General features: G+C 60.4%; 19 protein-coding genes and 1 tRNA gene. 9 read left to right on the top strand and 11 right to left on the bottom strand.

From position 1 onward, the window contains the following. Positions 1 to 22: 22 nt before the first annotated feature. The 6 genes from araD to chvE all read right to left on the bottom strand — a co-directional run bounded on the left by araD (position 23) and on the right by chvE (position 8,336). Positions 23 to 1,762 (bottom strand): L-arabinonate dehydratase, encoded by a 1,740-nt coding sequence (araD, locus tag ACK9YZ_RS15285; protein WP_416064376.1) that lies wholly within the window; start codon positions 1,760 to 1,762, stop codon positions 23 to 25. A gap of 62 nt (positions 1,763 to 1,824) precedes the next feature. Beyond that, positions 1,825 to 3,258: an aldehyde dehydrogenase family protein gene (locus tag ACK9YZ_RS15290; RefSeq protein WP_416064377.1), complete on the bottom strand. Its 1,434-nt coding sequence runs from the start codon at positions 3,256 to 3,258 to the stop codon at positions 1,825 to 1,827. 74 nt (positions 3,259 to 3,332) lie between these two features. Further along, complete coding sequence (gene araD1, locus ACK9YZ_RS15295) at positions 3,333 to 4,328, bottom strand: AraD1 family protein (protein WP_416064378.1); 996 nt, start codon at positions 4,326 to 4,328, stop codon at positions 3,333 to 3,335. A gap of 106 nt (positions 4,329 to 4,434) precedes the next feature. Further along, a complete protein-coding gene (gene mmsB, locus ACK9YZ_RS15300) occupies positions 4,435 to 5,643 on the bottom strand; it encodes a multiple monosaccharide ABC transporter permease (RefSeq protein WP_216755493.1) in 1,209 nt (402 codons plus the stop codon). Further along, a complete protein-coding gene (gene mmsA, locus ACK9YZ_RS15305; protein ID WP_416064379.1) occupies positions 5,640 to 7,178 on the bottom strand; it encodes a multiple monosaccharide ABC transporter ATP-binding protein in 1,539 nt (512 codons plus the stop codon). Before mmsA ends, mmsB begins: the two co-directional genes overlap by 4 nt. Before the next feature lie 93 nt (positions 7,179 to 7,271). Then, on the bottom strand, positions 7,272 to 8,336 hold the full coding sequence (chvE, locus tag ACK9YZ_RS15310) for a multiple monosaccharide ABC transporter substrate-binding protein (RefSeq protein ID WP_416064380.1): 1,065 nt from the start codon (positions 8,334 to 8,336) through the stop codon (positions 7,272 to 7,274). Positions 8,337 to 8,606: 270 nt separating this feature from the next. Between chvE and ACK9YZ_RS15315 the strand changes: the two genes are divergently transcribed. Beyond that, entirely contained in the window at positions 8,607 to 9,617 is a 1,011-nt protein-coding gene (locus ACK9YZ_RS15315) for a LysR family transcriptional regulator (protein ID WP_416064381.1), read from the top strand. A 35-nt stretch (positions 9,618 to 9,652) separates the two neighbouring features. Here the strand turns inward: ACK9YZ_RS15315 and ACK9YZ_RS15320 are convergent, their stop codons facing one another. Next, positions 9,653 to 10,207: a putative glycolipid-binding domain-containing protein gene (locus ACK9YZ_RS15320; RefSeq protein WP_416064382.1), complete on the bottom strand. Its 555-nt coding sequence runs from the start codon at positions 10,205 to 10,207 to the stop codon at positions 9,653 to 9,655. A 137-nt stretch (positions 10,208 to 10,344) separates the two neighbouring features. Here ACK9YZ_RS15320 and ACK9YZ_RS15325 point away from each other — a divergent pair, with 137 nt between their 5' ends. Beyond that, positions 10,345 to 10,794, top strand: coding sequence for a hypothetical protein (locus ACK9YZ_RS15325; protein WP_416064383.1), 450 nt, complete (start codon positions 10,345 to 10,347; stop codon positions 10,792 to 10,794). A gap of 262 nt (positions 10,795 to 11,056) precedes the next feature. Continuing rightward, positions 11,057 to 11,923 carry a Hint domain-containing protein gene (locus ACK9YZ_RS15330; RefSeq protein ID WP_416064384.1) on the top strand — a complete coding sequence of 289 codons (867 nt, stop codon included), beginning with the start codon at positions 11,057 to 11,059 and terminating at the stop codon, positions 11,921 to 11,923. 120 nt (positions 11,924 to 12,043) lie between these two features. Here ACK9YZ_RS15330 and ACK9YZ_RS15335 read toward each other — a convergent pair whose 3' ends face one another. Continuing rightward, positions 12,044 to 12,319, bottom strand: coding sequence for a hypothetical protein (locus tag ACK9YZ_RS15335; RefSeq protein ID WP_416064385.1), 276 nt, complete (start codon positions 12,317 to 12,319; stop codon positions 12,044 to 12,046). Positions 12,320 to 12,495: 176 nt separating this feature from the next. Between ACK9YZ_RS15335 and iolG the strand changes: the two genes are divergently transcribed. Then, entirely contained in the window at positions 12,496 to 13,488 is a 993-nt protein-coding gene (iolG, locus tag ACK9YZ_RS15340; protein WP_416064386.1) for an inositol 2-dehydrogenase, read from the top strand. 96 nt (positions 13,489 to 13,584) lie between these two features. On the opposite strand, the gene ACK9YZ_RS15345 is transcribed toward iolG, so the two are convergent. Then, positions 13,585 to 14,808, bottom strand: coding sequence for an ROK family transcriptional regulator (locus ACK9YZ_RS15345; protein WP_416064387.1), 1,224 nt, complete (start codon positions 14,806 to 14,808; stop codon positions 13,585 to 13,587). 227 nt (positions 14,809 to 15,035) lie between these two features. On the opposite strand from ACK9YZ_RS15345, the gene xylF reads away from it, so the two are divergent. From xylF to ACK9YZ_RS15370, 5 genes are all read left to right on the top strand, one after another. After that, positions 15,036 to 16,076, top strand: a complete 1,041-nt coding sequence (gene xylF, locus ACK9YZ_RS15350; protein ID WP_416064388.1) for a D-xylose ABC transporter substrate-binding protein — start codon at positions 15,036 to 15,038, stop codon at positions 16,074 to 16,076. Positions 16,077 to 16,334: 258 nt separating this feature from the next. Beyond that, positions 16,335 to 17,645, top strand: coding sequence for a sugar ABC transporter permease (locus ACK9YZ_RS15355; protein ID WP_416064389.1), 1,311 nt, complete (start codon positions 16,335 to 16,337; stop codon positions 17,643 to 17,645). Between the two features lie 14 nt (positions 17,646 to 17,659). Then, positions 17,660 to 18,442, top strand: coding sequence for an ATP-binding cassette domain-containing protein (locus ACK9YZ_RS15360; RefSeq protein WP_416064390.1), 783 nt, complete (start codon positions 17,660 to 17,662; stop codon positions 18,440 to 18,442). Between the two features lie 190 nt (positions 18,443 to 18,632). Beyond that, positions 18,633 to 18,709 (top strand) — tRNA-Arg (locus ACK9YZ_RS15365). Positions 18,710 to 19,178: 469 nt separating this feature from the next. After that, positions 19,179 to 19,667 carry an RrF2 family transcriptional regulator gene (locus ACK9YZ_RS15370; RefSeq protein ID WP_416064391.1) on the top strand — a complete coding sequence of 163 codons (489 nt, stop codon included), beginning with the start codon at positions 19,179 to 19,181 and terminating at the stop codon, positions 19,665 to 19,667. On the opposite strand, the gene ACK9YZ_RS15375 is transcribed toward ACK9YZ_RS15370, so the two are convergent. Then, the gene (locus tag ACK9YZ_RS15375) at positions 19,650 to 20,678 is read right to left on the bottom strand and encodes a mechanosensitive ion channel family protein (RefSeq protein WP_416064392.1); all 1,029 of its coding nucleotides are present in this window, start codon (positions 20,676 to 20,678) and stop codon (positions 19,650 to 19,652) included. The two genes, ACK9YZ_RS15370 and ACK9YZ_RS15375, sit on opposite strands and share 18 nt — an antisense overlap. 75 nt (positions 20,679 to 20,753) lie before the next feature. Next, a complete protein-coding gene (locus ACK9YZ_RS15380) occupies positions 20,754 to 21,170 on the bottom strand; it encodes a cupin domain-containing protein (protein WP_416064393.1) in 417 nt (138 codons plus the stop codon). Positions 21,171 to 21,223 lie beyond the last annotated feature (53 nt).

Genomic DNA, 21,223 nt, shown 5'->3' on the forward strand with positions numbered 1-21,223 from the left:
TCCGTATTCCTAGAGCCTTAAACTAGTGGCTGTCCTTGCCGACAGCACTTCCGCGACATCCCTTGAGGAAGTCGAGGTCGGCGCCGGTATCGGCCCCTTCGACATGCTGCTGATGCAGGAAGGCATAGCCCGATGTCGGCAGGTCATGGTTCGGCTGCCATTCGGCCAAGCGCTTTGCCAGTTCCTCTTCGGAAATGTCGAGATGCAGGCGGCGGTTCGGCACATCGAGCTCGATCATGTCGCCGTTCCTGACGACCGCGAGCGGGCCGCCGACAGCCGCTTCCGGCGAGGTGTGCAGCACGACGGTGCCATAGGCCGTACCGGACATGCGGGCATCGGAGATGCGCACCATGTCGGTAATGCCCTTCTTGAGCACTTTCGGCGGCAGACCCATGTTGCCGACCTCGGCCATGCCCGGATAGCCCTTCGGCCCGCAGTTCTTCATGACCATGACGCAGTTCTCGTCGATGTCGAGGCTGTCGTCGTTGATCTTCGCCTTGTAGTCGTCGATGTCCTCGAACACGACCGCACGGCCCTTATGGACCATCAGATGCGGCGAAGCGGCAGAAGGCTTCAACACTGCGCCCTTCGGCGCAAGATTGCCGCGCACCACGACGATGCCGCCCGAGGACGTCAGCGCCTTTTCAGCCGGCAGGATGACGTCCTCGTTCCAGTTGACAACGTCCTTGACTTCGTCCCAGACGGTTTCCCCGGATACGGTCAGCGCATCCTTGTGCAGCAGGCCGGCTTCGCCGAGGCGCTTCAGCACGACCGGCAGGCCACCGGCATAGAAGAACTCTTCCATCAGGTACTTGCCCGACGGCATCAGGTTGACGATCGTCGGAACATCGCGGCCGCAACGGTCCCAGTCGTCAAGCGTCAGATCGATGCCGACGCGGCCGGCAATCGCCAGCAGGTGGATGACGGCATTGGTCGATCCGCCGATCGCCGCATTGGTGCGGATGGCGTTTTCGAAGGCCTGCTTCGTCAGGATCTCGGAGGGCTTCAGGTCGTCCTTGACCATCTGCACGATACGGCGGCCGGTGAGCTGCGCCATGACCTTGCGGCGGGAATCGACGCCCGGGATCGCGGCGTTGCCGGACAATGCCATGCCGAGCGCTTCAGCCATGGAAGCCATGGTGGAGGCCGTGCCCATCGTGTTGCAGGTGCCGGACGAACGGCTCATCGACGCCTCGGCCTCGAGGAATTCGGCCTGCGTCATCTCGCCGGCCTTCACCATTTCCGAGAACTTCCACAGATGCGTGCCGGAACCGACGCGCTCACCACGGAAATAACCATTCAGCATCGGGCCGCCGGTGACGACGATCGACGGCAGGTCGGTGGAGGCGGCACCCATCAGTAGCGACGGCGTGGTCTTGTCGCAGCCGACGAGCAGCACGCAGCCATCCATCGGCTGGCCGCGGATCGCTTCTTCCACCGCGAGCGCCGCCAGATTGCGGTACATCATCGCGGTCGGACGGAAGGTGTTTTCGGAGGCCGAAAAGACCGGCACTTCGAGCGGGAAACCACCGGCTTCCCAGACACCCGCCTTCACCTTTTCGGCGAGCTCGCGCAGATGACCGTTGCACGGCGTCATGTCCGACCAGGTATTGAGGATACCGATGACAGGGCGGCCGTCGAACAGGTCGTGCGGATATCCCTGGTTCTTGAGCCAGCCGCGATGGTAGATCACGTCGCGGCTCGTGCCGCCATACCATTCCTGCGACCTCAGCTTACGCGGCCATTCTGCTTTCTTCTTCATAGTCTCTGTCCTTCAGGATATCCCCTGACCGCCTCGTACGATCAAGGTTATCGCGCTTGGTCTCAAGCCAGCGTATAGGCGGTCTTGACGGTTGTATAGAATTCGGCGGCGTACTTGCCCTGCTCGCGCGGGCCGTAGGACGAGCCCTTGCGGCCGCCGAAGGGAACGTGGAAATCGACGCCGGCGGTCGGCAGGTTCACCATCACCATGCCGGCCTCGGAGTTGCGCTTGAAATGCGTCGCATGCTTGAGGCTGGTCGTGGCGATGCCCGCAGACAGGCCGAATGGCGTGTCGTTGGCAGTCGCCAGCGCCTCGTCGTAATCCTTGACACGGATGACGGAAACGACAGGTCCGAAAATCTCTTCGCGGGAGATGCGCATCTGGTTCGTGGCTTCGGTAAAGAGTGTCGGCTGCAGGTAGAAGCCGGGCGTGTCGCGCGAAATGAGTTCGCCGCCGAAGGCAAGCTTGGCGCCCTCTTCCTTGCCGATCTTGATATAGTCGGTATCGGTCTGCAGCTGGCGGGCATCGACGACAGGGCCGATATGGGTGCCGGGCTTCATGGCATGGTCGACGACGATGGTCTTCAGCTTCTCGGTCAACGCGGCAACGAACTTGTCGTGAATGCCTTCGGTGACGATCAGGCGCGACGAGGCCGTGCAGCGCTGGCCGGTGGAGAAGAAGCCGGAATTGGCGGCCGCCTCGACAGCGACGGTGAGATCAGCGTCATCGAGTACAACCATCGGGTTCTTGCCGCCCATTTCCAGCTGGAACTTGCGGTTATGCTCGATGGAAGAGGTGGCGACGCGCCTGCCGGTACCGGTCGAACCGGTAAACGTGATGCCGGCAATGTCGGGGCTGTCGAGCATCGCCTGGCCGACGACCGAGCCCTTGCCCATGACGAGGTTCAAAACGCCCTTCGGCAGGCCGGCACGGTGCAGGATGTCGGCGATCGCCCAGGAACAGCCAGGCACCAGATCGGCCGGCTTGAAGACGACGGTGTTACCGTAGCAGAGCGCCGGGGCAATCTTCCAGGCGGGAATGGCGATCGGGAAGTTCCAGGGCGTGATGATGCCGATGACGCCAAGCGGTTCGCGGGTGATCTCGACGCCGATGTTCGGGCGCACCGAGGGAACGACTTCGCCGGCAAGGCGCAGCGCTTCGCCTGCGAAGAATTCGAAGATCTGCGAGGCGCGGATCGTTTCGCCGATCGCTTCGGGCAGCGTCTTGCCTTCTTCACGGGCGAGCAGCGCACCAAGCTCGTCCTTGCGGGCCATGATCTCGTCGCCAGCCTTCTTCAGGATGACGTGGCGTTCCCAGATGCCGGAGCGCGACCAGGCCGGGAAAGCCGCCTTGGCAGCAGCGATTGCAGCCTTGGCATCCTCGGCGCTCGCCTGAGCGTAGAGGCCGACCACTTCGTTCGTGTCGGACGGATTGATGTTCTCGGCGGCATTTGTGCCGGTCCATTCGCCGGCAATGAGATTCTGATGGACGGTCATGGCCTTGGAGCCTCCTCTATGACAAATGACCGACGGCTTTCGTGGCGGCCGGCCCCTTGAGATGACAGTTGGAATCAGAGCTGCTTGACGACGATCTCTTCTTCGGCCGCAACCTTCACCGGATTGCGCAGCGGCAGGCCGAATTCGGCCACCTCGATTTCAAAGACATCGCCCTCTTCCGCCTTGATGCCATCGGCAAAGGAAAGCGTCGCCGTGCCGAACATATGGACGTGCACATCACCCGGCACGCGGAAGAGGCCATATTTGAAATGGTGATATTCCAGATTGGCGAAAGTGTGCGACATGTTCGCTTCGCCCGACAGGAACGGCTTCTCGAAGATCACCTGGTTGCCGCGCTTGATGCGCGAGGTGCCGCGGATATCCTCGGGCGCCACACCAATCCGGATCTCCGGACCAAAGCTTGCCGGGCGCAGCTTGGAATGGGCGAGGAAGAGATAGTTGATCCGCTCGGTGACGTGATCGGAAAACTCGTTCGACAGCGCAAAGCCGATACGGAACGGCGTGCCGTCCTTGGCGATGACGTAGATGCCGGCCATTTCAGGCTCTTCGCCGCCATCAAGCGCAAAAGAAGGCGAAACGAGCGGAGCGCCCGGAGCAGCAGCACCATAACCGTTGCCCTTGTAGAACCACTCGGGCTGAACGCCCTTCTGGCCGGCGGCCGGCTTGCCGCCTTCGAGACCCATCCTGAACATCTTCATGGAGTCGGTCAGCGTTTCCTCTGCCGCCTCTGATGTCTTCTTGTGCATGGAATCGCGCGTCGCAGCCGATCCCAGATGCGTCAGGCCCGTGCCGGTCAGATGCAGGTGTGCCGCATCCGGATGCGTGATCGGCGGCAGGAAGCGGCCTTCGGCGTAAGCCTTTTCAAGATCGACGGCATCGCCTAATCCGTGAGCCTCGATAACGGAAACGAGGGACTTGCCGCTGTCTGCGGCTTCCAGCGCCAGAGCATAGACGCTCTCAGCGCCCTTGACGGCCTTGGCGGCGGCACCCGGTTCGCGCACGGCGACGATGATCTCTCCGTTTGCGCCCTTGATCTGCGAAATAAGCACGGTCCTAATCCTTTCGTTTGGCGATGGCAAAGCTCCGCCGCTCCGGCTCCATCCGGAGCCGGAATTCAGTTTTCATATGACTGCGATGCGGGGGCTGAGCCTGAGCTCAGCCCTTGTTCTTGTTATAGACGTCGAAGAACACGGCAGCGAGAAGCACCGCACCCTTGACCATCTGCTGGAAGTCGATGCCGAGGCCGACGATCGACATGCCGTTGTTCATGACGCCCATGATGAATGCGCCGATAACTGCACCGGTGATCTTGCCGACGCCGCCCGAAGCCGACGCGCCGCCAATGAAGCAGGCCGCAATGACGTCAAGCTCGAACCCGACACCGGCCTTCGGCGTTGCCGAGTTCAGGCGCAGCGCAACGATCATGCCGGCGAGACCCGCAAGCACACCCATGTTGACAAAGGTGAAGAAGCTCAGGCGTTCGGTGTTGATACCGGATAGCTTGGTCGCCTTTTCGTTGCCGCCCATGGCGTAGATGCGGCGGCCGATCGTCGTACGGCGCGTGACGAAGCTGTAGGCAGCGATCAGCACCAGCATGACGATGAGAACGTTCGGCAGGCCCTTGTAGGTCGACAGCAGCCACCCGAGCCAAAGGATGGCGAACGAGATGAGGAGGTTCTGGCCAATGAAGAAGCCCATCGGCTCGACATCGATGCCGTGGCTCTCGTTCACCTTGCGGCGGCGCCAGGCGAGGTAGAAGAGAATGACCGGCAGGATGACCGTCAGGACCAGCGAGGTGAGCTGGGTCGGAACGCCGAAGATGTCGACCATGTCGCCCGGCAGGAAGCCGGTGCTGATGACCTGGAATTCCTTCGGGAACGGGCCGATGTTCTTGCCACCGAGAACGGTGAGCGTCAGGCCGCGGAAAACCAGCATGCCGGCAAGCGTCACGATGAAGGAGGGAATGCGGTGATAGGCGATGAAATAACCCTGTGCCGCGCCGATGAATCCACCGATGATCAGGCAGAGCAGACCCGCCAGCCAGAAATTCATGCCCCAGGAAACGGTGAAGATGGCCGCCAGCGCGCCGACGAAGGCAACGATGGAGCCGACCGACAGGTCGATATGCCCAGCAACGATCACCAGCAGCATGCCGAGCGCCATGATGATGATGAAGGAGTTCTGCAGCACGAGGTTCGTCAGATTGACCGGTTTGAACAGGATGCCGCCAGTGTAGAACTGGAAGAATGCCATGATTGCGACGAGCGCGATCAGCATGCCATATTCGCGGATGTTGCCGCGGATATAGTCGGCAATCGAAACGACGTTGCTTTCCTCTGATGTTGTCGGGTTGACAGGAGTCATTGTTTCTTCTCCCCTGAGCGCATGATAGCGCGCATGATGGTTTCCTGGCTTGCTTCTCCTTTCGGCAGTTCGGCGACGATGCGTCCTTCGTTCATCACGTAGATGCGGTCGCATGTGCCAAGCAGTTCCGGCATTTCTGACGAGATCATCAGAACGCCCTTTCCATCGGCGGCAAGCTGGTTGATGATAGTATAGATTTCGTATTTTGCGCCAACGTCGATACCACGTGTGGGCTCGTCCAGGATCAAAACATCGGGATCGGAGAACAGCCACTTCGACAGCACGACCTTTTGCTGGTTGCCGCCCGAAAGATTGACCGTTTCCTGGAAGATGCCCGATGACCGGATGCGCAGCTTCGAGCGATAATCCGTCGCGACCTTCATCTCCTTGATGTCGTCGATGACGGTGTTCTTCGAAATGCCGAGCAGATTGGCGAGCGTCGTGTTGTGCAGAATGTTGTCGTTCAGCACGAGGCCGAGATGTTTGCGGTCCTCCGTCACATAGGCGAGACCGGCGTCGATCGCCTTGCGGACCGTCGACGTATCGACCTTCTTGCCATCGACGAAAACCTCGCCGCTGACCTTATGGCCGTAGGACTTGCCGAAAACGCTCATGGCGAACTCGGTACGGCCGGCGCCCATCAGGCCGGCAATGCCGACGACCTCGCCCTTGCGGACATTCACGTTGATGTCGTGCAGGACCTGGCGGTCGCGATGCTGCTGATGAAAGGCGTTCCAGTTCCTGACTTCGAAGATCGTCTCGCCCACCGGCACGGAGCGCGCCGGATAACGGTCGGCGAGGTCGCGGCCCACCATGTTCTTAATGATGATGTCTTCGCTGATCTCGTCCGTGTGACAGTCAAGCGTCTTGACGGTCATGCCGTCGCGCAGGACCGTGATCTGGTCGGCGACCTTGCGGATCTCGTTCAGCTTGTGGGAGATGATGATCGAAGTGATGCCCTGCTTGCGGAATTCCATCAGCAGGTTGAGGAGCGCATCGGAATCGCTCTCGTTCAGCGATGCCGTCGGCTCGTCGAGGATGAGCAGCTTGACACTCTTCGACAGAGCCTTGGCGATCTCGACGAGCTGCTGCTTGCCGACGCCGATGTCGGTCACAAGCGTGTTCGGAGATTCGCGAAGGCCGACCTTCGCCAGAAGCTGCTTGGTGCGATTGTATGTCTCTTCCCAGCTGATGACGCCGTTCTTGGCGTTTTCATTGCCGAGGAAAATGTTCTCGCCGATCGACAGGAGCGGTACGAGCGCCAGTTCCTGATGGATGATGACGATGCCGATTTCTTCCGAATCCTTCAGGACCTTGAAATTGCGCACATCGCCTTCATAGACGATGTCGCCTTCATAACTTCCTGCCGGATAGACGCCGGAGAGCACTTTCATCAGGGTCGACTTGCCGGCCCCGTTTTCGCCCACCAATGCGTGGATCTCACCCTGGCGAACTCTGAGGTTCACATTCTCGAGCGCCTTCACGCCCGGGAACGTCTTGGTGATGTTCCGCATTTCGAGGATTGTATTTTCCATGACTAAAAACCCAACGCCGCGACCGAAACTGGCCCGGCGATCATAGAATCGAAGACCGGAACCCGCAATCACGCGGGTTCCGGTCATTCATAATTACTTCAGCTGGTCTTCGGTGTAGTAACCGCCGTCAACGAGAACCGTCTTGTAGTTCTCCTTGGTCACGGCGACCGGCTTCAGCAGATAGGACGGAACGACCTTGACGCCGTTGTCGTAGGTCTTCGTGTCGTTGACTTCAGGCTCCTTGCCGGACATGACGGCGTCAACCATCTGTACGGTGACCTTTGCGAGGTCGCGCGTGTCCTTGAAGATCGTCGAGTACTGTTCGCCGGCGATGATCGACTTGACAGACGGAACTTCGGCGTCCTGGCCTGAGACGACCGGCAACGGCTGGTCAGCCGTACCGTAGCCGACGCCCTTCAGCGACGAGATGATGCCGATCGACAGACCGTCATACGGAGACAGAACAGCGTCAACCTTGGCGTCGGTGTAGTTGGCCGAGAGCAGGTTGTCCATGCGGGCCTGGGCCGTTGCCGCGTCCCAACGCAGCGTGCCGACCTTGTCCATGCCGGTCTGGCCGGACTTCACGACGAGCTTGCCGCTGTCGATGTAGGGCTGCAGGACAGACATCGCGCCGTCATAGAAGAAGAAGGCGTTGTTATCATCCGGCGAGCCGCCGAAGAGTTCGATGTTGAACGGACCCTTGCCATCCTTGAGGCCGAGCTTATCGACGATCGTGCCAGCCTGGAGAACGCCAACCTGGAAGTTGTCGAACGTGGCGTAGTAGTCGACATTGGCAGAGTCGCGGATCAGGCGGTCATAAGCGATGACCTTGATGCCGGCGTCATGAGCCTTCTGAAGAACGTCCGAAAGGGTCGTACCGTCGATCGAAGCGATGACGAGAACCTTTGCGCCCTTCGTGACCATGTTTTCGATCTGCGAAAGCTGGTTCGGAATATCGTCGTCAGCATACTGCAGGTCGGTCTGGTAACCAGCGGCCTCAAGCTGCTTGACGATGTTGTTGCCGTCGTCGATCCAGCGGGCCGAGGACTTCGTCGGCATTGCGATGCCAACCAGGCCCTTGTCCTGTGCCAGAGCAGGCATAACGAACGATGCGACGCCGAAGGCAGCCGCAGCCATCAATGAGATAATGGATTTCATTTCTCTCTCCCTTGTTAAAGATTAGCGGACGAAAAATCGCCCGCCCCGAAACTGTGGCAGGTTCCGTATTGGATAGTTACTTCAGATGGTGAGAAACGAAGTAGGTCTCCTCCACGATCTCACACGTGTTGAGTGCCAACCAGCACACGGCGGCAAACTGGTATGGATTCCTATAACTGTCAAATAGAATAACTGGCAATATGCATAACAAATTTGGTATATCGTTAAAAAGTATTACTTTTGATGGAATGCCGTGGGGAGGCCGCAACCATGACGATTATCTCTGAGCCGTTTTCGTTGGAACATGTCGATATCAACAGCGACAATTTTGGCGATGATGGCCATTTGCGGGCGGGACTTAAGCTGAATCACCTGCGTATGATTGTCGCAATCGAAGATAGCGGGCAGATTTCGGCCGCCGCCGAGGTGCTGAACATCTCCCAGCCCGCAGCATCGCGAATGCTGTCCGATCTGGAATCGATCGTGAAGGCCCCGCTCTATGAGCGGGTAGCCCGCGGCGTGGTGCTCACCACCTTCGGACAGGCCCTCGCCAGACGTGCGCGCAAGATCCTCCTGGAGCTTCGGGAGGCGAGCCGCGAGATCGGCGAGTTGAAGAGCGGCAAGGGCGGCTCGGTCTTCATCGGCGCCGTCACCGCACCCGCCATGAGCCTCGTCGTCCCCGCCATCAACACGGTACGCAAGACCTTTCCGGGCATCGAGGTCAACATCCAGGTCGAGACCAGCAACGTGCTGGCGCGCGAGCTTCTTGCCGCCCGTCACGACTTCATCATCAGCCGCATCCCCGATGACCTCAACCCACGTCTCTTCGAAGTGCGCGAGATCGGCATTGAGAGGGCCTGCCTGATCGTGCGCAGCGACCATCCCCTACTGAAGAAGAGTAAACCGAGCAGCCTCACGGAGATCAGGGATTACGACTGGGTGTTCCAGCCGCCCGGCACGCTGCTGCGCCGCACGATCGAGGACATATTTCTGTCGCGCGCCGTTCGGCTTCCGGAAAACATCGTCAACACCTCTTCGCTGCTGCTCACCTGCGCGATCATCTGCGCGACGGATGCCATCGCCCCCGTCGCCATCGATGTCGCCCAGTTCCTTGCCTCGCAAAGTTCCAATGCATCGGATGTGCGCATCCTTCCGATCGACTTCGAGATCAACGTCAAGCCCTACAGCATGATCACCGTGCGCGAACGCGCCCTGCCGCCAAGCGCCCGGCTGCTCTACGATCTCATTCTGGAAGAAAGCACCCGCCAGGCCGAGGGCTAGGGTCTTCAAGGCGCCCGGACTGAACGACGCGCATGCTATGACAATCTTCTAAAAACGCCCGGGTAGTCCAGCACGATGCCGTCGCCGTCGACCTCGAGTTCGGCGGAAAATCCGGTTGATATGCCCTCATAGAGAAAACGGTTTCCGGCAAGTTTGGTATATCGCTGTTTGACAGGCTCGACGATCAGGTCCGGAACGGAAACATAAGCGGCGTTGATGTCCTGGGCGACGCCTGTTTTTTGTTCAAGCCGTCGAATTGGCAGGGTGTTGGTAAAGGGTGTCGCTGCAATATCGACATCTATGCACCTTGCCAAACCGGAAATCCCCGAGCCATTCTCGTTGACCCAACGACCGCAGCCATCGGACAGAATGTGCAGCCGTGGGCCATTAGCGATCTGAACCCGGACTTCGCGCACCCGCCAATGCGGGTCTATCATCAACCGGTAAGTCAGATCATATTTGCTGGCTTCGAAGTGTCCGGTCACAATACCGTCCGCAAGCACACCCTCGTCATTGTGGAGAATGGAAAGACACTCGAGTCCGTCCCCGTTCCAATCGGCCCATTGTACTGTCCGCTTCCACGCTGTCATACGCGCTCCCATTTCTCATTCGCATATGCTGTCTCTTGCCGCGGCACCCGGCTCCGGAGAGATCCCGTGATCCTGCCTCGAATCCAGCCCGGCGCCAAGTTGGCGCCGTCTAATGCGCCGCTCGAAAAGGAAGGCGCATGCTGTTCGGACAATCGATATTCCAATCCGTTCTCGAACGGTTGAAAAAGGAAGACGGCGGCGAAGCGGAAGAGCCGGCCGCCCGTCGCGTTTCCGGCTTCACCACCGGCCTCGCTTTCGATGTGATGGAAGGTGTGTCGGCGGCCTCCCAGCGTGTCGGCGAAGCCTATTTCGACAATCTCGGTCCGGAGCCCGCGATCGAGGCGCCTCCTCCGCCCGAACCCGTCATGCCCGCGCATCTGGCCCGCATTGCACCGGAAGAGATTGCCGCAGAACTTGCGATCTCATCTGCCGATACGCAGCAGACACTGAACGAGAAGCGGCGCGCCTTCGCCAAGGTCAATCATCCCGACGGCGTAGCGCAACCTTTCCGCAACAATGCCAACAGACGCATGACGATCGCCAACCTGCTGATCGACGAGGCGATGCGCCGACTGCCGCGCGCCTGAAGCTTTTCCGCCTAGTTTGCAGGCTGTTTACGCGCTTTCCTCTGACGAATCAACCGGCGCTGATCGTATCGCGATTGAATATTTCGCGCTTGAGTAGCAGATAAATCTCCAGCTTTTTGGTGCCGGCAACAGCATATTTCGGCATGCCAGGATACAGTGCCTACTCACTTTTCAGTAGGCCTCAACGCTATTTAGCGAAATTGAATGAAATACAACCTCTTGTAACATAGGCCGGTGCAAATGTTTTCAGAGGACACCCACCATGTCATCCACAGAAGACCCGAAGCTGCCCCGCAGTACTGCGCGCAGACATTTTCTAGGTGTTGCCGCTGCCGTCGGTGCCAGGCTTGCCGGCGCGGCTGCCGTGGCCACCACGATTTCCGCATCCCCGGCGAATGCGTTGGGGCGGCTTTGGGGCCGGGGCGGCTCCGGCGGGCATGGCGGTTCCGGTGGTCACGGGGGCTCCGGTGGGGGCGGTGGTTCCGGCGTCGGCGCAAATTGTTTCCTGCGCGGAACGGCGATCCTCACGGATTGCGGTGAAAAGCCTGTCGAGGATCTGCGCGTCGGCGACCGCGTTGCCCTTCTTGATGGCAATGCCCGTGCGATCAAATGGGTCGGCCGCCAAGCCTTCAGGAAGAGCGGCGCGCGCTGGCCTGAAAGCGTCGTGCCGATCCGTGTATCCCGCCATGCATTGGGCAGCCGCACGCCGCATTCCGATCTCTACCTGTCGCCAGGGCATGCGCTGTTTCTGAACGGTGCTCTGATCCGCGTGAAGGACCTCGTGAACGGCACGACCATTGCACCGGTCGTTCCGGCCGACGACGCCTCGGTCGAATACTATGCCGTGCTGCTCGATACGCATGAAGTCATCCTTGCCGAAGGGGCAGCGGCCGAGAGCTTCCGCGTCGTGAAGAACAACCATGAAGACTTCCCCAATTTTGCGGAATACAGGCGCCTCCATGACGAGGACCCCGCCGACATGACATCCTGTGCGCCGATGTTGAGCGGCGGCTGGCAGCATCTGAAAGCGCTTCTCCTGCTCGGCGTTTCGCCGCTGGTGCCGATGCGCGATCCGTTCGGGGATGCCTGCGAAAAAATCGACGCGCAAGCCAAGGAACTGTCGCCCTAACAGGACGGACATGCGCCGAAGATCGGCTTACGACACGCCAAAGCGTGCATCGGTTTTGAGATAGATAATGTGAACAACAATCTGAAGCGTGGCGCGCATCCAAAGGATCGCGACACGCTTTTATGATTCGCCCTTCTTCTCGTCTTCTATCGCCGGCTTAGCCCCGTCCCCGTCATCGTCATCGGGCGTGACGGCTGCGGCAGGTTCCGGCGGCTTGGGATCAAAGGCCCAGATCAGCATATAGAAGGAATAGGCGCCGGCACCGCCGGCAAGCATGCCCCAGAACGGGTCGCCGCCGATGAATTCGAAGATCGCCCATCCGAAACAGACCACCACGATGAGGACACGAACCCAAAGGTGTCGATAGGTCGGGTGGTTGGGGTCGATCAGCTGCATCTTTGTCTCATTGTTGTCATAGCGCCGTCTCACCCTGGTGATGACGTCACTTGTCTTTAGGATGGATTTCACAAATGTGAAAGGCCCGCGGGCTTGACGCGGCAAGCGGAAAATGGAATGAAAATTCCAAACTTATATCAATTCGGTTTATTTGTTCCGAATATAGGGAGGCAGTAATGACAGTAAGATTTGGTCTTCTCGGCGCCGGCCGCATCGGCAAGGTCCATGCGAAAGCCGTCAGCGGCGATGCCAATGCAAAGCTCGTGGCCGTCGCCGACGCCTTCCCGCAGGCTGCCGAAGCGATCGCCTCCGCCTATGGCTGCGACGTGCGTAGCATCGAAGCCATCGAAGCCGCAAAGGATATTGACGCCGTCGTCATCTGCACACCGACCGATACGCATGCCGACCTGATCGAGCGCTTTGCCCGCGCCGGCAAGGCGATCTTCTGCGAAAAGCCCATCGATCTCGACGTTGCGCGCGTAAAAGCCTGCATCAAGGTCGTGGAAGAAACCGGCGCCAAGCTGATGGTCGGCTTCAACCGCCGCTTCGACCCGCATTTCATGGCTGTGCGCAAGGTCATCGACGACGGCAAGATCGGCGATGTCGAGATGGTGACGATCACCTCGCGCGACCCCGGCGCCCCGCCGGTCGATTACATCAAGCGCTCGGGCGGCATCTTCCGCGACATGACGATCCACGATTTCGACATGGCCCGCTTCCTGCTCGGCGAAGAGCCGGTCTCGGTCGTCGCGACCGCCGCCGTGCTCGTCGACAAGGCGATCGGTGAAGCGGGCGATTATGACAGCGTCTCGGTGATCCTGCAGACCGCGTCGGGCAAGCAGGCCATCATCTCCAACTCGCGCCGCGCCACCTATGGCTACGACCAGCGCATCGAGGCGCATGGCTCCAAGGGCGTCGTCTCGGCCGAAAACCAGCGCCCGGTCTCGATCGAAGTCGCAAACGCCGACGGTTACACCCGCCCGCCGCTGCACGATTTCTTCATGACCCGCTACACCGAGGCCTATGCCAACGAGATCGCCAGCTTCATCGCCGCGATAGAAAAGGGCTCGAAAATCTCTCCGTCCGGTGCCGATGGCCTGGCAGCGCTGACACTCGCCGATGCCGCCGTCCAGTCCGTCAAGGAAGGCAAGCTCGTCAAGATCGGCTGACCGCCCTCTCCCGACGGTCGCCACAATGAGATGGCCGGGTGAGGAACCCGGCCATTTCTCGTTTCTGCGGAGTGAGGTTGCATCAGCCTTCCCGCTTCAATTGATTCCCTGGACACCGGCCACGACGATATCCTCATCGATGACGGCCAGAGCCCGGTTCAGGTGTCCTTCAAAGACGAGAATCTGTTCGTCTGCGACGACCCGGAGCTCCGGCATGCCCTCCATGCGCACCACATGGGACTGGCCGAGCCCCTCCTCGATCCCCTGCCGCAGCAGATCGTAATAGCGCGTGCCGACCCCGGTAATGGCAATCGGCATGCGCTCCGTCAGGCTCAGCATGCGTGACAATCCGTTGCCGAGTGCCAACCCCGCCTGCCGGAAGGCGAAGCCGGCGATACGGTGGCCCTGGCGGGCGCGTGCAGCGATCTTGTCGAGCTCGGCCAGCGGCACGAACTTTGCCGGGATCGTATCAAGCGGCACTTCGAAGGCGGTGCGCAGGATGGCGTAGAAGCCGGCATAGGCCTCGATGCAGCCGCGCGTGCCGCAGCGGCAAAGCCCGCCATTGGCCAGATGCAGCATATGCCCGAAATTGGGCGCAGAGACGTCACGCCCGCCATGGCTCGTCCGCCTGACGATTCCGAGCCCGATGCTGTGCCCGAGCGAAAGGGCAGCGAGCGAGCGAAAATCCGCGCCTTTGACATTCTCCTCGCGGGCACCGAGGGCGGCAGCCACCAGCAGCGTCTCGTTGTCGAGGATGATTTTTGCCGGCCAGTCCGACCTGAGGGCCGATTCGAAATCGATCTGCTCGCTGCCGAAGATCGGCGACCAGACGAGGACCGGCTCGGAGGAATTGACGAGCCCCTTGCTGCTGATCGAGATGAGCAGCACTTTCTCCCGCTCGATGCGCGAGCGCGACAGGACGCGCTCGAGCCCTTCCCGCACGCCGGTTACGAAGCGGGCGGCCCCATCAGGATCATGCGACCTCTCCTCGCTGAAGCGATCGATCAGCTTGCCCGAATAATCGACGAGGGAATATTGCACGGCATCCGAGGAGATGATGACGACGATGAGATAGCCGCAGTCGCACCGCTGGCGCAGAAGCACGCGCGGACGCCCGCGTCCGCTGGCCGCCTGCTGCTCGGATTTCTCGATGATCTGCGCTCTTTCCAGATCGGCGGTGATCGCAGAAACGGTCGCGGAGGACAGCCGCGTGAAATCGGATATTTCAGTGTGAGCAAGCGGCCCGTGGCGGCGAAGAGTGGCGAGCACGAGCACGCTGTTTCTCTGCCGTACGAGCTCCGTGCTCGACTTGGTCAGCATCTATCGCCGCCTCTTCCCCGTTCGTTCCGCCCCTCATTGCCACAGCATCTCCGGCCGCTTTCGTCAAAGGAAATTGAGCCGGCAGTGCGGTGTTGACAGTTGAAAAAATCTCTGACACTAAATTTCTCGACTGTCGAGAAAATAATCCAAACCTTTCTGGGCAGGCTTTCGCGGTGGCCGGAGGAGGCTGAGGCCGGGCCGGCTGCAATTCACTCGGGAGGACGAATATGAAGTCTATTTACAAGCTGATGGCCGGGGCGGCCATCCTCGTTTCCATGCATACGGCGGCCATGGCTGCCGACCTCGTCGTTGGCGTTTCCTGGTCGAACTTCCAGGAAGAGCGTTGGAAGACCGACGAAGCCGCCATCAAGAAGGCACTGGAAGCCAAGGGCGCAAAGTACATTTCCGCTGATGCCCAGTCTTCGGCTGCAAAGCAGCTCACCGACGTCGAGTCGCTGATCTCGCAGGGCGCAAACGCTCTCATCATTCTTGCCCAGGACTCCGACGCCATCGGCCCGGCCGTCGAAAAGGCCGCCAGCGAGGGCATCCCGGTCGTTGGTTACGACCGCCTGATCGAAAACCCGGCTGCCTTCTACATCACCTTCGACAACAAGGAAGTCGGCCGCCTGCAGGCGCAGGAAGTCTTCAAGGCAAAGCCGGAAGGCAACTACGTCTTCATCAAGGGCTCGTCTTCCGACCCGAACGCCGACTTCCTATTCGCAGGCCAGATGGAAGTCCTCAAGCCTGCCATCGACGCCGGCAAGATCAAGAATGTCGGCGAAGCCTATACCGATGGCTGGCTGCCGCAGAACGCCCAGCGCAACATGGAGCAGTTCCTGACCGCCAACAACAACAAGGTTGACGCTGTCGTTGCTTCGAACGACGGCACCGCCGGTGGCGCCGTCGCCGCTCTCGATGCGCAGGGCATGGCCGGTTCCGTTCCGGTTTCCGGTCAGGACGCCGACAAGGCTGCTCTCAACCGCATCGCTTTGGGCACGCAGACGGTTTCCGTCTGGAAGGACAGCCGTGAACTCGGCAAGCGCGCCGCTGAAATCGCTCTCGATCTCGCCGGCGGCACGACCATGGACAAGGTCGCAGGCGTTCAGACCTTCGAAGGCGGCCCGAAGAAGGTGAAGATGCAGTCCATCTTCCTGACCCCGCTCGCCATCACCAAGGACAACCTGAACGTCGTCATCGACGCTGGCTGGATTTCCAAGGCCGAAGCCTGCCAGGGCGTCAAGGCAGGCACCGTCAAGGCTTGCGACTAACCCTCGCCGGCTGATTTGAAAATACCGGCGCCGCAGCGGCCCTCCGCTGCGGCGCCGGATGCGGATGAAGCCCGCTCAGTGGCGCTTCTCCGTTCTCGCGCGCATCGCGGATGCTTTGATTCCCTGCCAGAATGGTGCCGTTGTGATCGGCTATTTTCGGAAGCGTCCCGGTGGTCACATCAAGAACAGGGCGATCGTCGGCCGGCATTCCATCCGGAAGCGGCCCGCGCCCAAACAAATGGGGGAAACGGCAAACCCATGGCAGACATCACCCAATCGACATCCTCAGGCCCGCGCACGGCAGTTGAAGGCCCCTTCACGCGCTTCCTCAGGGCGACGGAAATAGATACCCGGCTTCTCGGCATGATCGCCGCGCTGCTGGTCATCTGGATCGGCTTCCACTTCTATACCGGCGGCCTGTTCCTCACGCCCCGAAACCTCTGGAACCTCTCGGTCCAGACGACGGAAATCGCGGTGCTGGCGACCGGCATGGTGCTGGTCATCGTCACCCGCAACATCGACCTGTCGATCGGCTCGATCCTTGGCTTCGTCGCCATGATCATGGGCGTGGTCCAAGCGAAGTTCCTGCCGCAATATCTGGGCTTCGACAATTCCTTCACCTGGGTGATCACGCTGATATCAGGCCTCCTCGTCGGCTCGGCCATCGGCCTGCTCCAGGGTGTCATCATCGCCTTCATGGGTGTGCCCTCCTTCATCGTCACGCTGGGCGGCTTCCTCGCCTGGCGCGGCCTTGCCTGGTATGTCACGAGCGGCCAGACCGTCGCGCCGCTGGACACCACCTTCCGCATCATGGGCGGCGGCGCCGAAGGCGCAATCGGTGCCACCTGGAGCTGGATCATCGGCGCGGTCGCCTGCATGCTGATCGTCGTCTCGATCATCGGCTCGCGCCACCAGCGCCGGCGCTTCAACTTCCCGCGCCGTCCGCTCTGGGCCGAATATGTCCTCGGCGTTCTCGGCTGTGCCCTGGTGCTCGGCGCCATCTGGGTGTCGACGATCTATTACTGGCCGCCGGCAATCGCCAAGCGCTATGCCGAAGCCAACAACATCACCGTGCCGGAAACCGGCCTGATGATCCCCTACGGCATCGCCGTACCCGTGCTGATCGCCGTCCTCGTCGGCATCGTCATGACCTTCATCGCCACCCGCCTGCGCTTCGGCCGCTATGTCTTCGCGATCGGCGGCAACCCGGAAGCGGCCGAACTCGCCGGCATCAAGACCCGCTGGGTCACGGTGCGCATCTTCGCGCTAATGGGCTTCCTCGCAGCCGTCGCCGCCGCGATCTCTACGGCGCGCCTCAACGCCGCCGCCAACTCGCAGGGCACGACCTACGAGCTCTACACGATCGCAGCAGCCGTCATCGGCGGCACGTCTCTGGCAGGCGGCACCGGCACGATTGCCGGCGCCATGCTCGGCGCGCTCGTCATGCAGTCGCTGCAGTCGGGCATGGGTCTCGCCAATGTCGACACACCCATCCAGAACGTCGTCGTCGGCGCGGTGCTCGTCATTGCCGTCTGGCTCGACACTGTCTATCGCTCCCGTGCGAAGTAAGAGGAGTACGAACCATGGCTGAACAACGCACTCCCCTCGTCGAGCTGAAGAATATCTCGATCTCCTTCGGCGGCATTCACGCGGTCGACAATGCCTCGGTCGATCTCTATCCCGGCGAGGTCGTGGCCCTTCTCGGCCATAACGGCGCCGGCAAGTCGACGCTGATCAAGATCCTCTCCGGCGCCTACAAGCGCGATTCGGGCGAGATCCTGATCAATGGCGAACCGGCAGACATCCGCAATCCGCGCGATGCCAAGAAATTCGGCATCGAGACGATCTACCAGACGCTCGCCGTCGCCGATAATGTCGACGCCGCCGCCAACCTCTATCTCGGCCGCGAGCTCAAGACCCGCTGGGGCACGCTCGACGACGTCGCGATGGAAGCCTCGGCGCGCGAAGTGATGGGCCGCCTGAACCCCAACTTCAAGCGCTTCAAGGAACCAGTGAAGGCGCTGTCCGGCGGCCAGCGCCAGTCCGTGGCGATTGCCCGCGCCATCCTGTTCAACGCCCGCATCCTGATCATGGACGAGCCGACGGCAGCCCTTGGCCCGCAGGAAACGGCGCAGGTGGGCGAGCTCATCAAGCAGCTGAAAAAGGAAGGCATCGGCATCTTCCTCATCAGCCACGACATCCACGACGTCTTCGACCTCGCGGACCGTGTCTCTGTCATGAAAAACGGCCAGGTCGTCGGCCACGCACGCACCGAGGATGTCACCAAGGACGAAGTCCTTGGCATGATCATCCTCGGCAAAGTGCCCCCGAAGGCCATCCCCGGCCCCGGCGCCATGCAAATGTGATCGATCGATAGCTCGACAAACAAACTCCGCCGCCCGAAGGGGCCGGCGGAGTTTTCATTTCGGCAACAGCGCCCGGCCAATCTCACCTTAAAAGCCAAGCCACAGAAATTCCGTAAACTTCGCGATTGAAGCAGAGCCAAAGCTAGGCTAAGAACCACGACATCGGACGACGAGTCACATCGTCAGGCATGCACCCGTAGCTCAGCTGGATAGAGTGTTGGATTCCGATTCCAAAGGTCACAGGTTCGAATCCTGTCGGGTGCGCCATTTTTAGATGTGTCCGACCCGGACACATAGGTTACGGTTTCCTGAGACATAGGTAACACCTTTGCGCCGAAAGGGTCCGTCACTGTCAGTGCCCAGCTTGTTGACGCCGAGATTGCCGCGTGAGTGTGCAGGCTGCCTGCGACCACGCTTTGGATCGTACCATGCTGCCCTGATTGCGAATTCGGCTTTGCCATCCAGCGGTACATCGGGTTGCGTCGCGCTCATTTTGCCTCATCGAACCCTGCAGACGCTTCACTCGATCGCTCTCCGGACCGCCGAACTCCTTGCGCAAGCGGCAGTGAGCGGACTGCGTAACACCGCAACGATCGGCGGTCTGCGGATCCAATAGGGCCTTGGTCGCTGAGATGTCCCGAGCCGGAGGGCTCCACCTTCCATGTTTACATGCGACCGATATAGGGATATTTGATATCCATAATAAGGGTGATTTTCTCCACGCCGGAACGGATCAATGATTTTAAAGAGCCAAGTCGAGTGGGTGCTGCATTGCTGCGCCATTCTCGCTGGCCTGCCCGATGGGCGCTATCTGTCGACCAAGGCGCTGGCAGAATTGCACGGGCTTCCGAAGGAATACCTATCCAAGGCACTGCAGAGCCTGTCTCAGGCAGGGCTCGTTCATTCGACCCTCGGCCCATCCGGTGGCTATCGCCTCGCAAGACCGCCGGCGGAATTGACCTTTCTCGATATCGCGGAGGCGGTGGAAGGCAAAGCGCGGACCTTTGTCTGCGCCAACATCCGCGCCAACAACCCCTGCCGCCCGAAGGGCTATTGCGACAGCAGCCCCTGCGCCGTGGCTCGCATCATGTGGGAAGCCGACGAAGCCTGGCGCCAGAAACTGCGCGGCGTCACGCTGGCGGATCTTGGAGAAATACTGTCGCGAGAAACGCCTCCAGCCATCTGGAAGGATACCTTCGAGTGGGTTCTAAAGCGCGCTGGATGAGCGCGCTCCAGTACTCGGAGCGAAAGACCCGCCGCGGGTTGTTGCCGGCACATGCACGAGGCTTTCGGCAGGCACAGCCAGCGAAAGACCGCTTGCCCCGCATTGATCATGGATGAGATCGATGATCTCGTTCCTGGCTGAGATTCCTATGGCGAGACTGGGGACGCGGAACTGCAACTCCAGTTCGATCGCAATCGCGTCGATGGTCTTCAGGGCGACGGCCGGTGGCGGATCCTTGACAATACGGCTGCTGGCCTGAAGCACGGACCGCATGGCTTCCTCGACAAAGCTTGGCCTTTGCCCAGCGGCAAAGCGCACGGTTAACACGATCTGATGCGTCTCGTCGGGGCGGCTGAGGCTGGTCAGGCCTTGCCTCGCCAGCATACTGTTTGGCAGCACGACAATGTTGTTGGCGCCGGTCAGCAGGTTGGTGGAGCGCCAGTTAGTCTCGGTGACACGACCCGCGGTGCCGTCGTTCAATTGGACCCAATCGCCAATGGCATAGGCCTTGCCGAGCGTCAGTGCGATGCCGGAAAAGACGTCGCCGAGCGTGTTCTGTAAAGCCAGACCCAGGATGACGGCAACGATGCCGGAGGTCGTCACCAATGTAGCGATCGGCATACCGAAAACGAAGCCCGTGACCGACAGCGCCATGCCGACATAGACGACGGCTACAGCCATATCCAGGATGAGGTGGGCTTCCCGCGGCTTACGATTGAGTCGGACATAGAGATGGAGGAAGCCGATGATCGTCCAAGCGAGATGGGTCCACCAGAGAATTCTGGCCGATTTGGAGAGCAGCGCGACAAAACCCTCCGTGTAGACGTCATCGGGCTGATGCGGAGCGATGCCCCCCATGTAGAGCACGAGGCTCATGCCGGTGAAGAACAGGATCTGGGCGATCAGGCGTCCTGTCGGACGGTTACTGCCCTGTGAGTGCCATACGACGATACCGGCAATCCCCAGGATGTTGATCAGAAGGAACGGCAAGAAGTGGTCATCGCCAAACATGGTTAGGAATCACCGATAACGGTTGATCGCATCGAAGAACGGCCGTGCACCGGATCGGGCGCCCGGCCTGTTCATCTATTTTTTGATCGGAAACGTCAGTTCCTGCTGGGCAGTATCGACCACGAAGACCGCGAGCAGCTTCGCGGGCTCGGTCTTACTTGCATTCTCACTGACGCCGTGGCGATCGCCCGGCAGTTCCGAAAAGCTCTCGCCGGCCTTGTAGACCTTCACAGGGCCATCGTTGACCTGACTGCGTATCGCTCCTTCGAGGACTGTCGCGTAGATGAAGGCGGACGATGGGTGTGTGTGGCCCTCGGAGAAGCCGCCCGGACCGTATTCGACCAAAACACCTTTCATGCTTTTGCCGGGAACGTTCGGCAACTCGTGCTCGTAGACAAGAGTGACCTTGGCATCTTTTTCGTCGGCATCATTGGCAGCGGCCGTCGCGGACAAGAGAGCAGTCATGGCAAGGGCGAGAATTGGCTTGATCATCTCGAAATTCCTTTTCTTGAGAGTGGGACGGCGCGGAGCATGTGGCGGCGCAC

Source organism: Rhizobium sp. ZK1, assembly GCF_047782645.1.
In the GTDB taxonomy this organism is placed as follows: Bacteria; Pseudomonadota; Alphaproteobacteria; order Rhizobiales; family Rhizobiaceae; genus Rhizobium.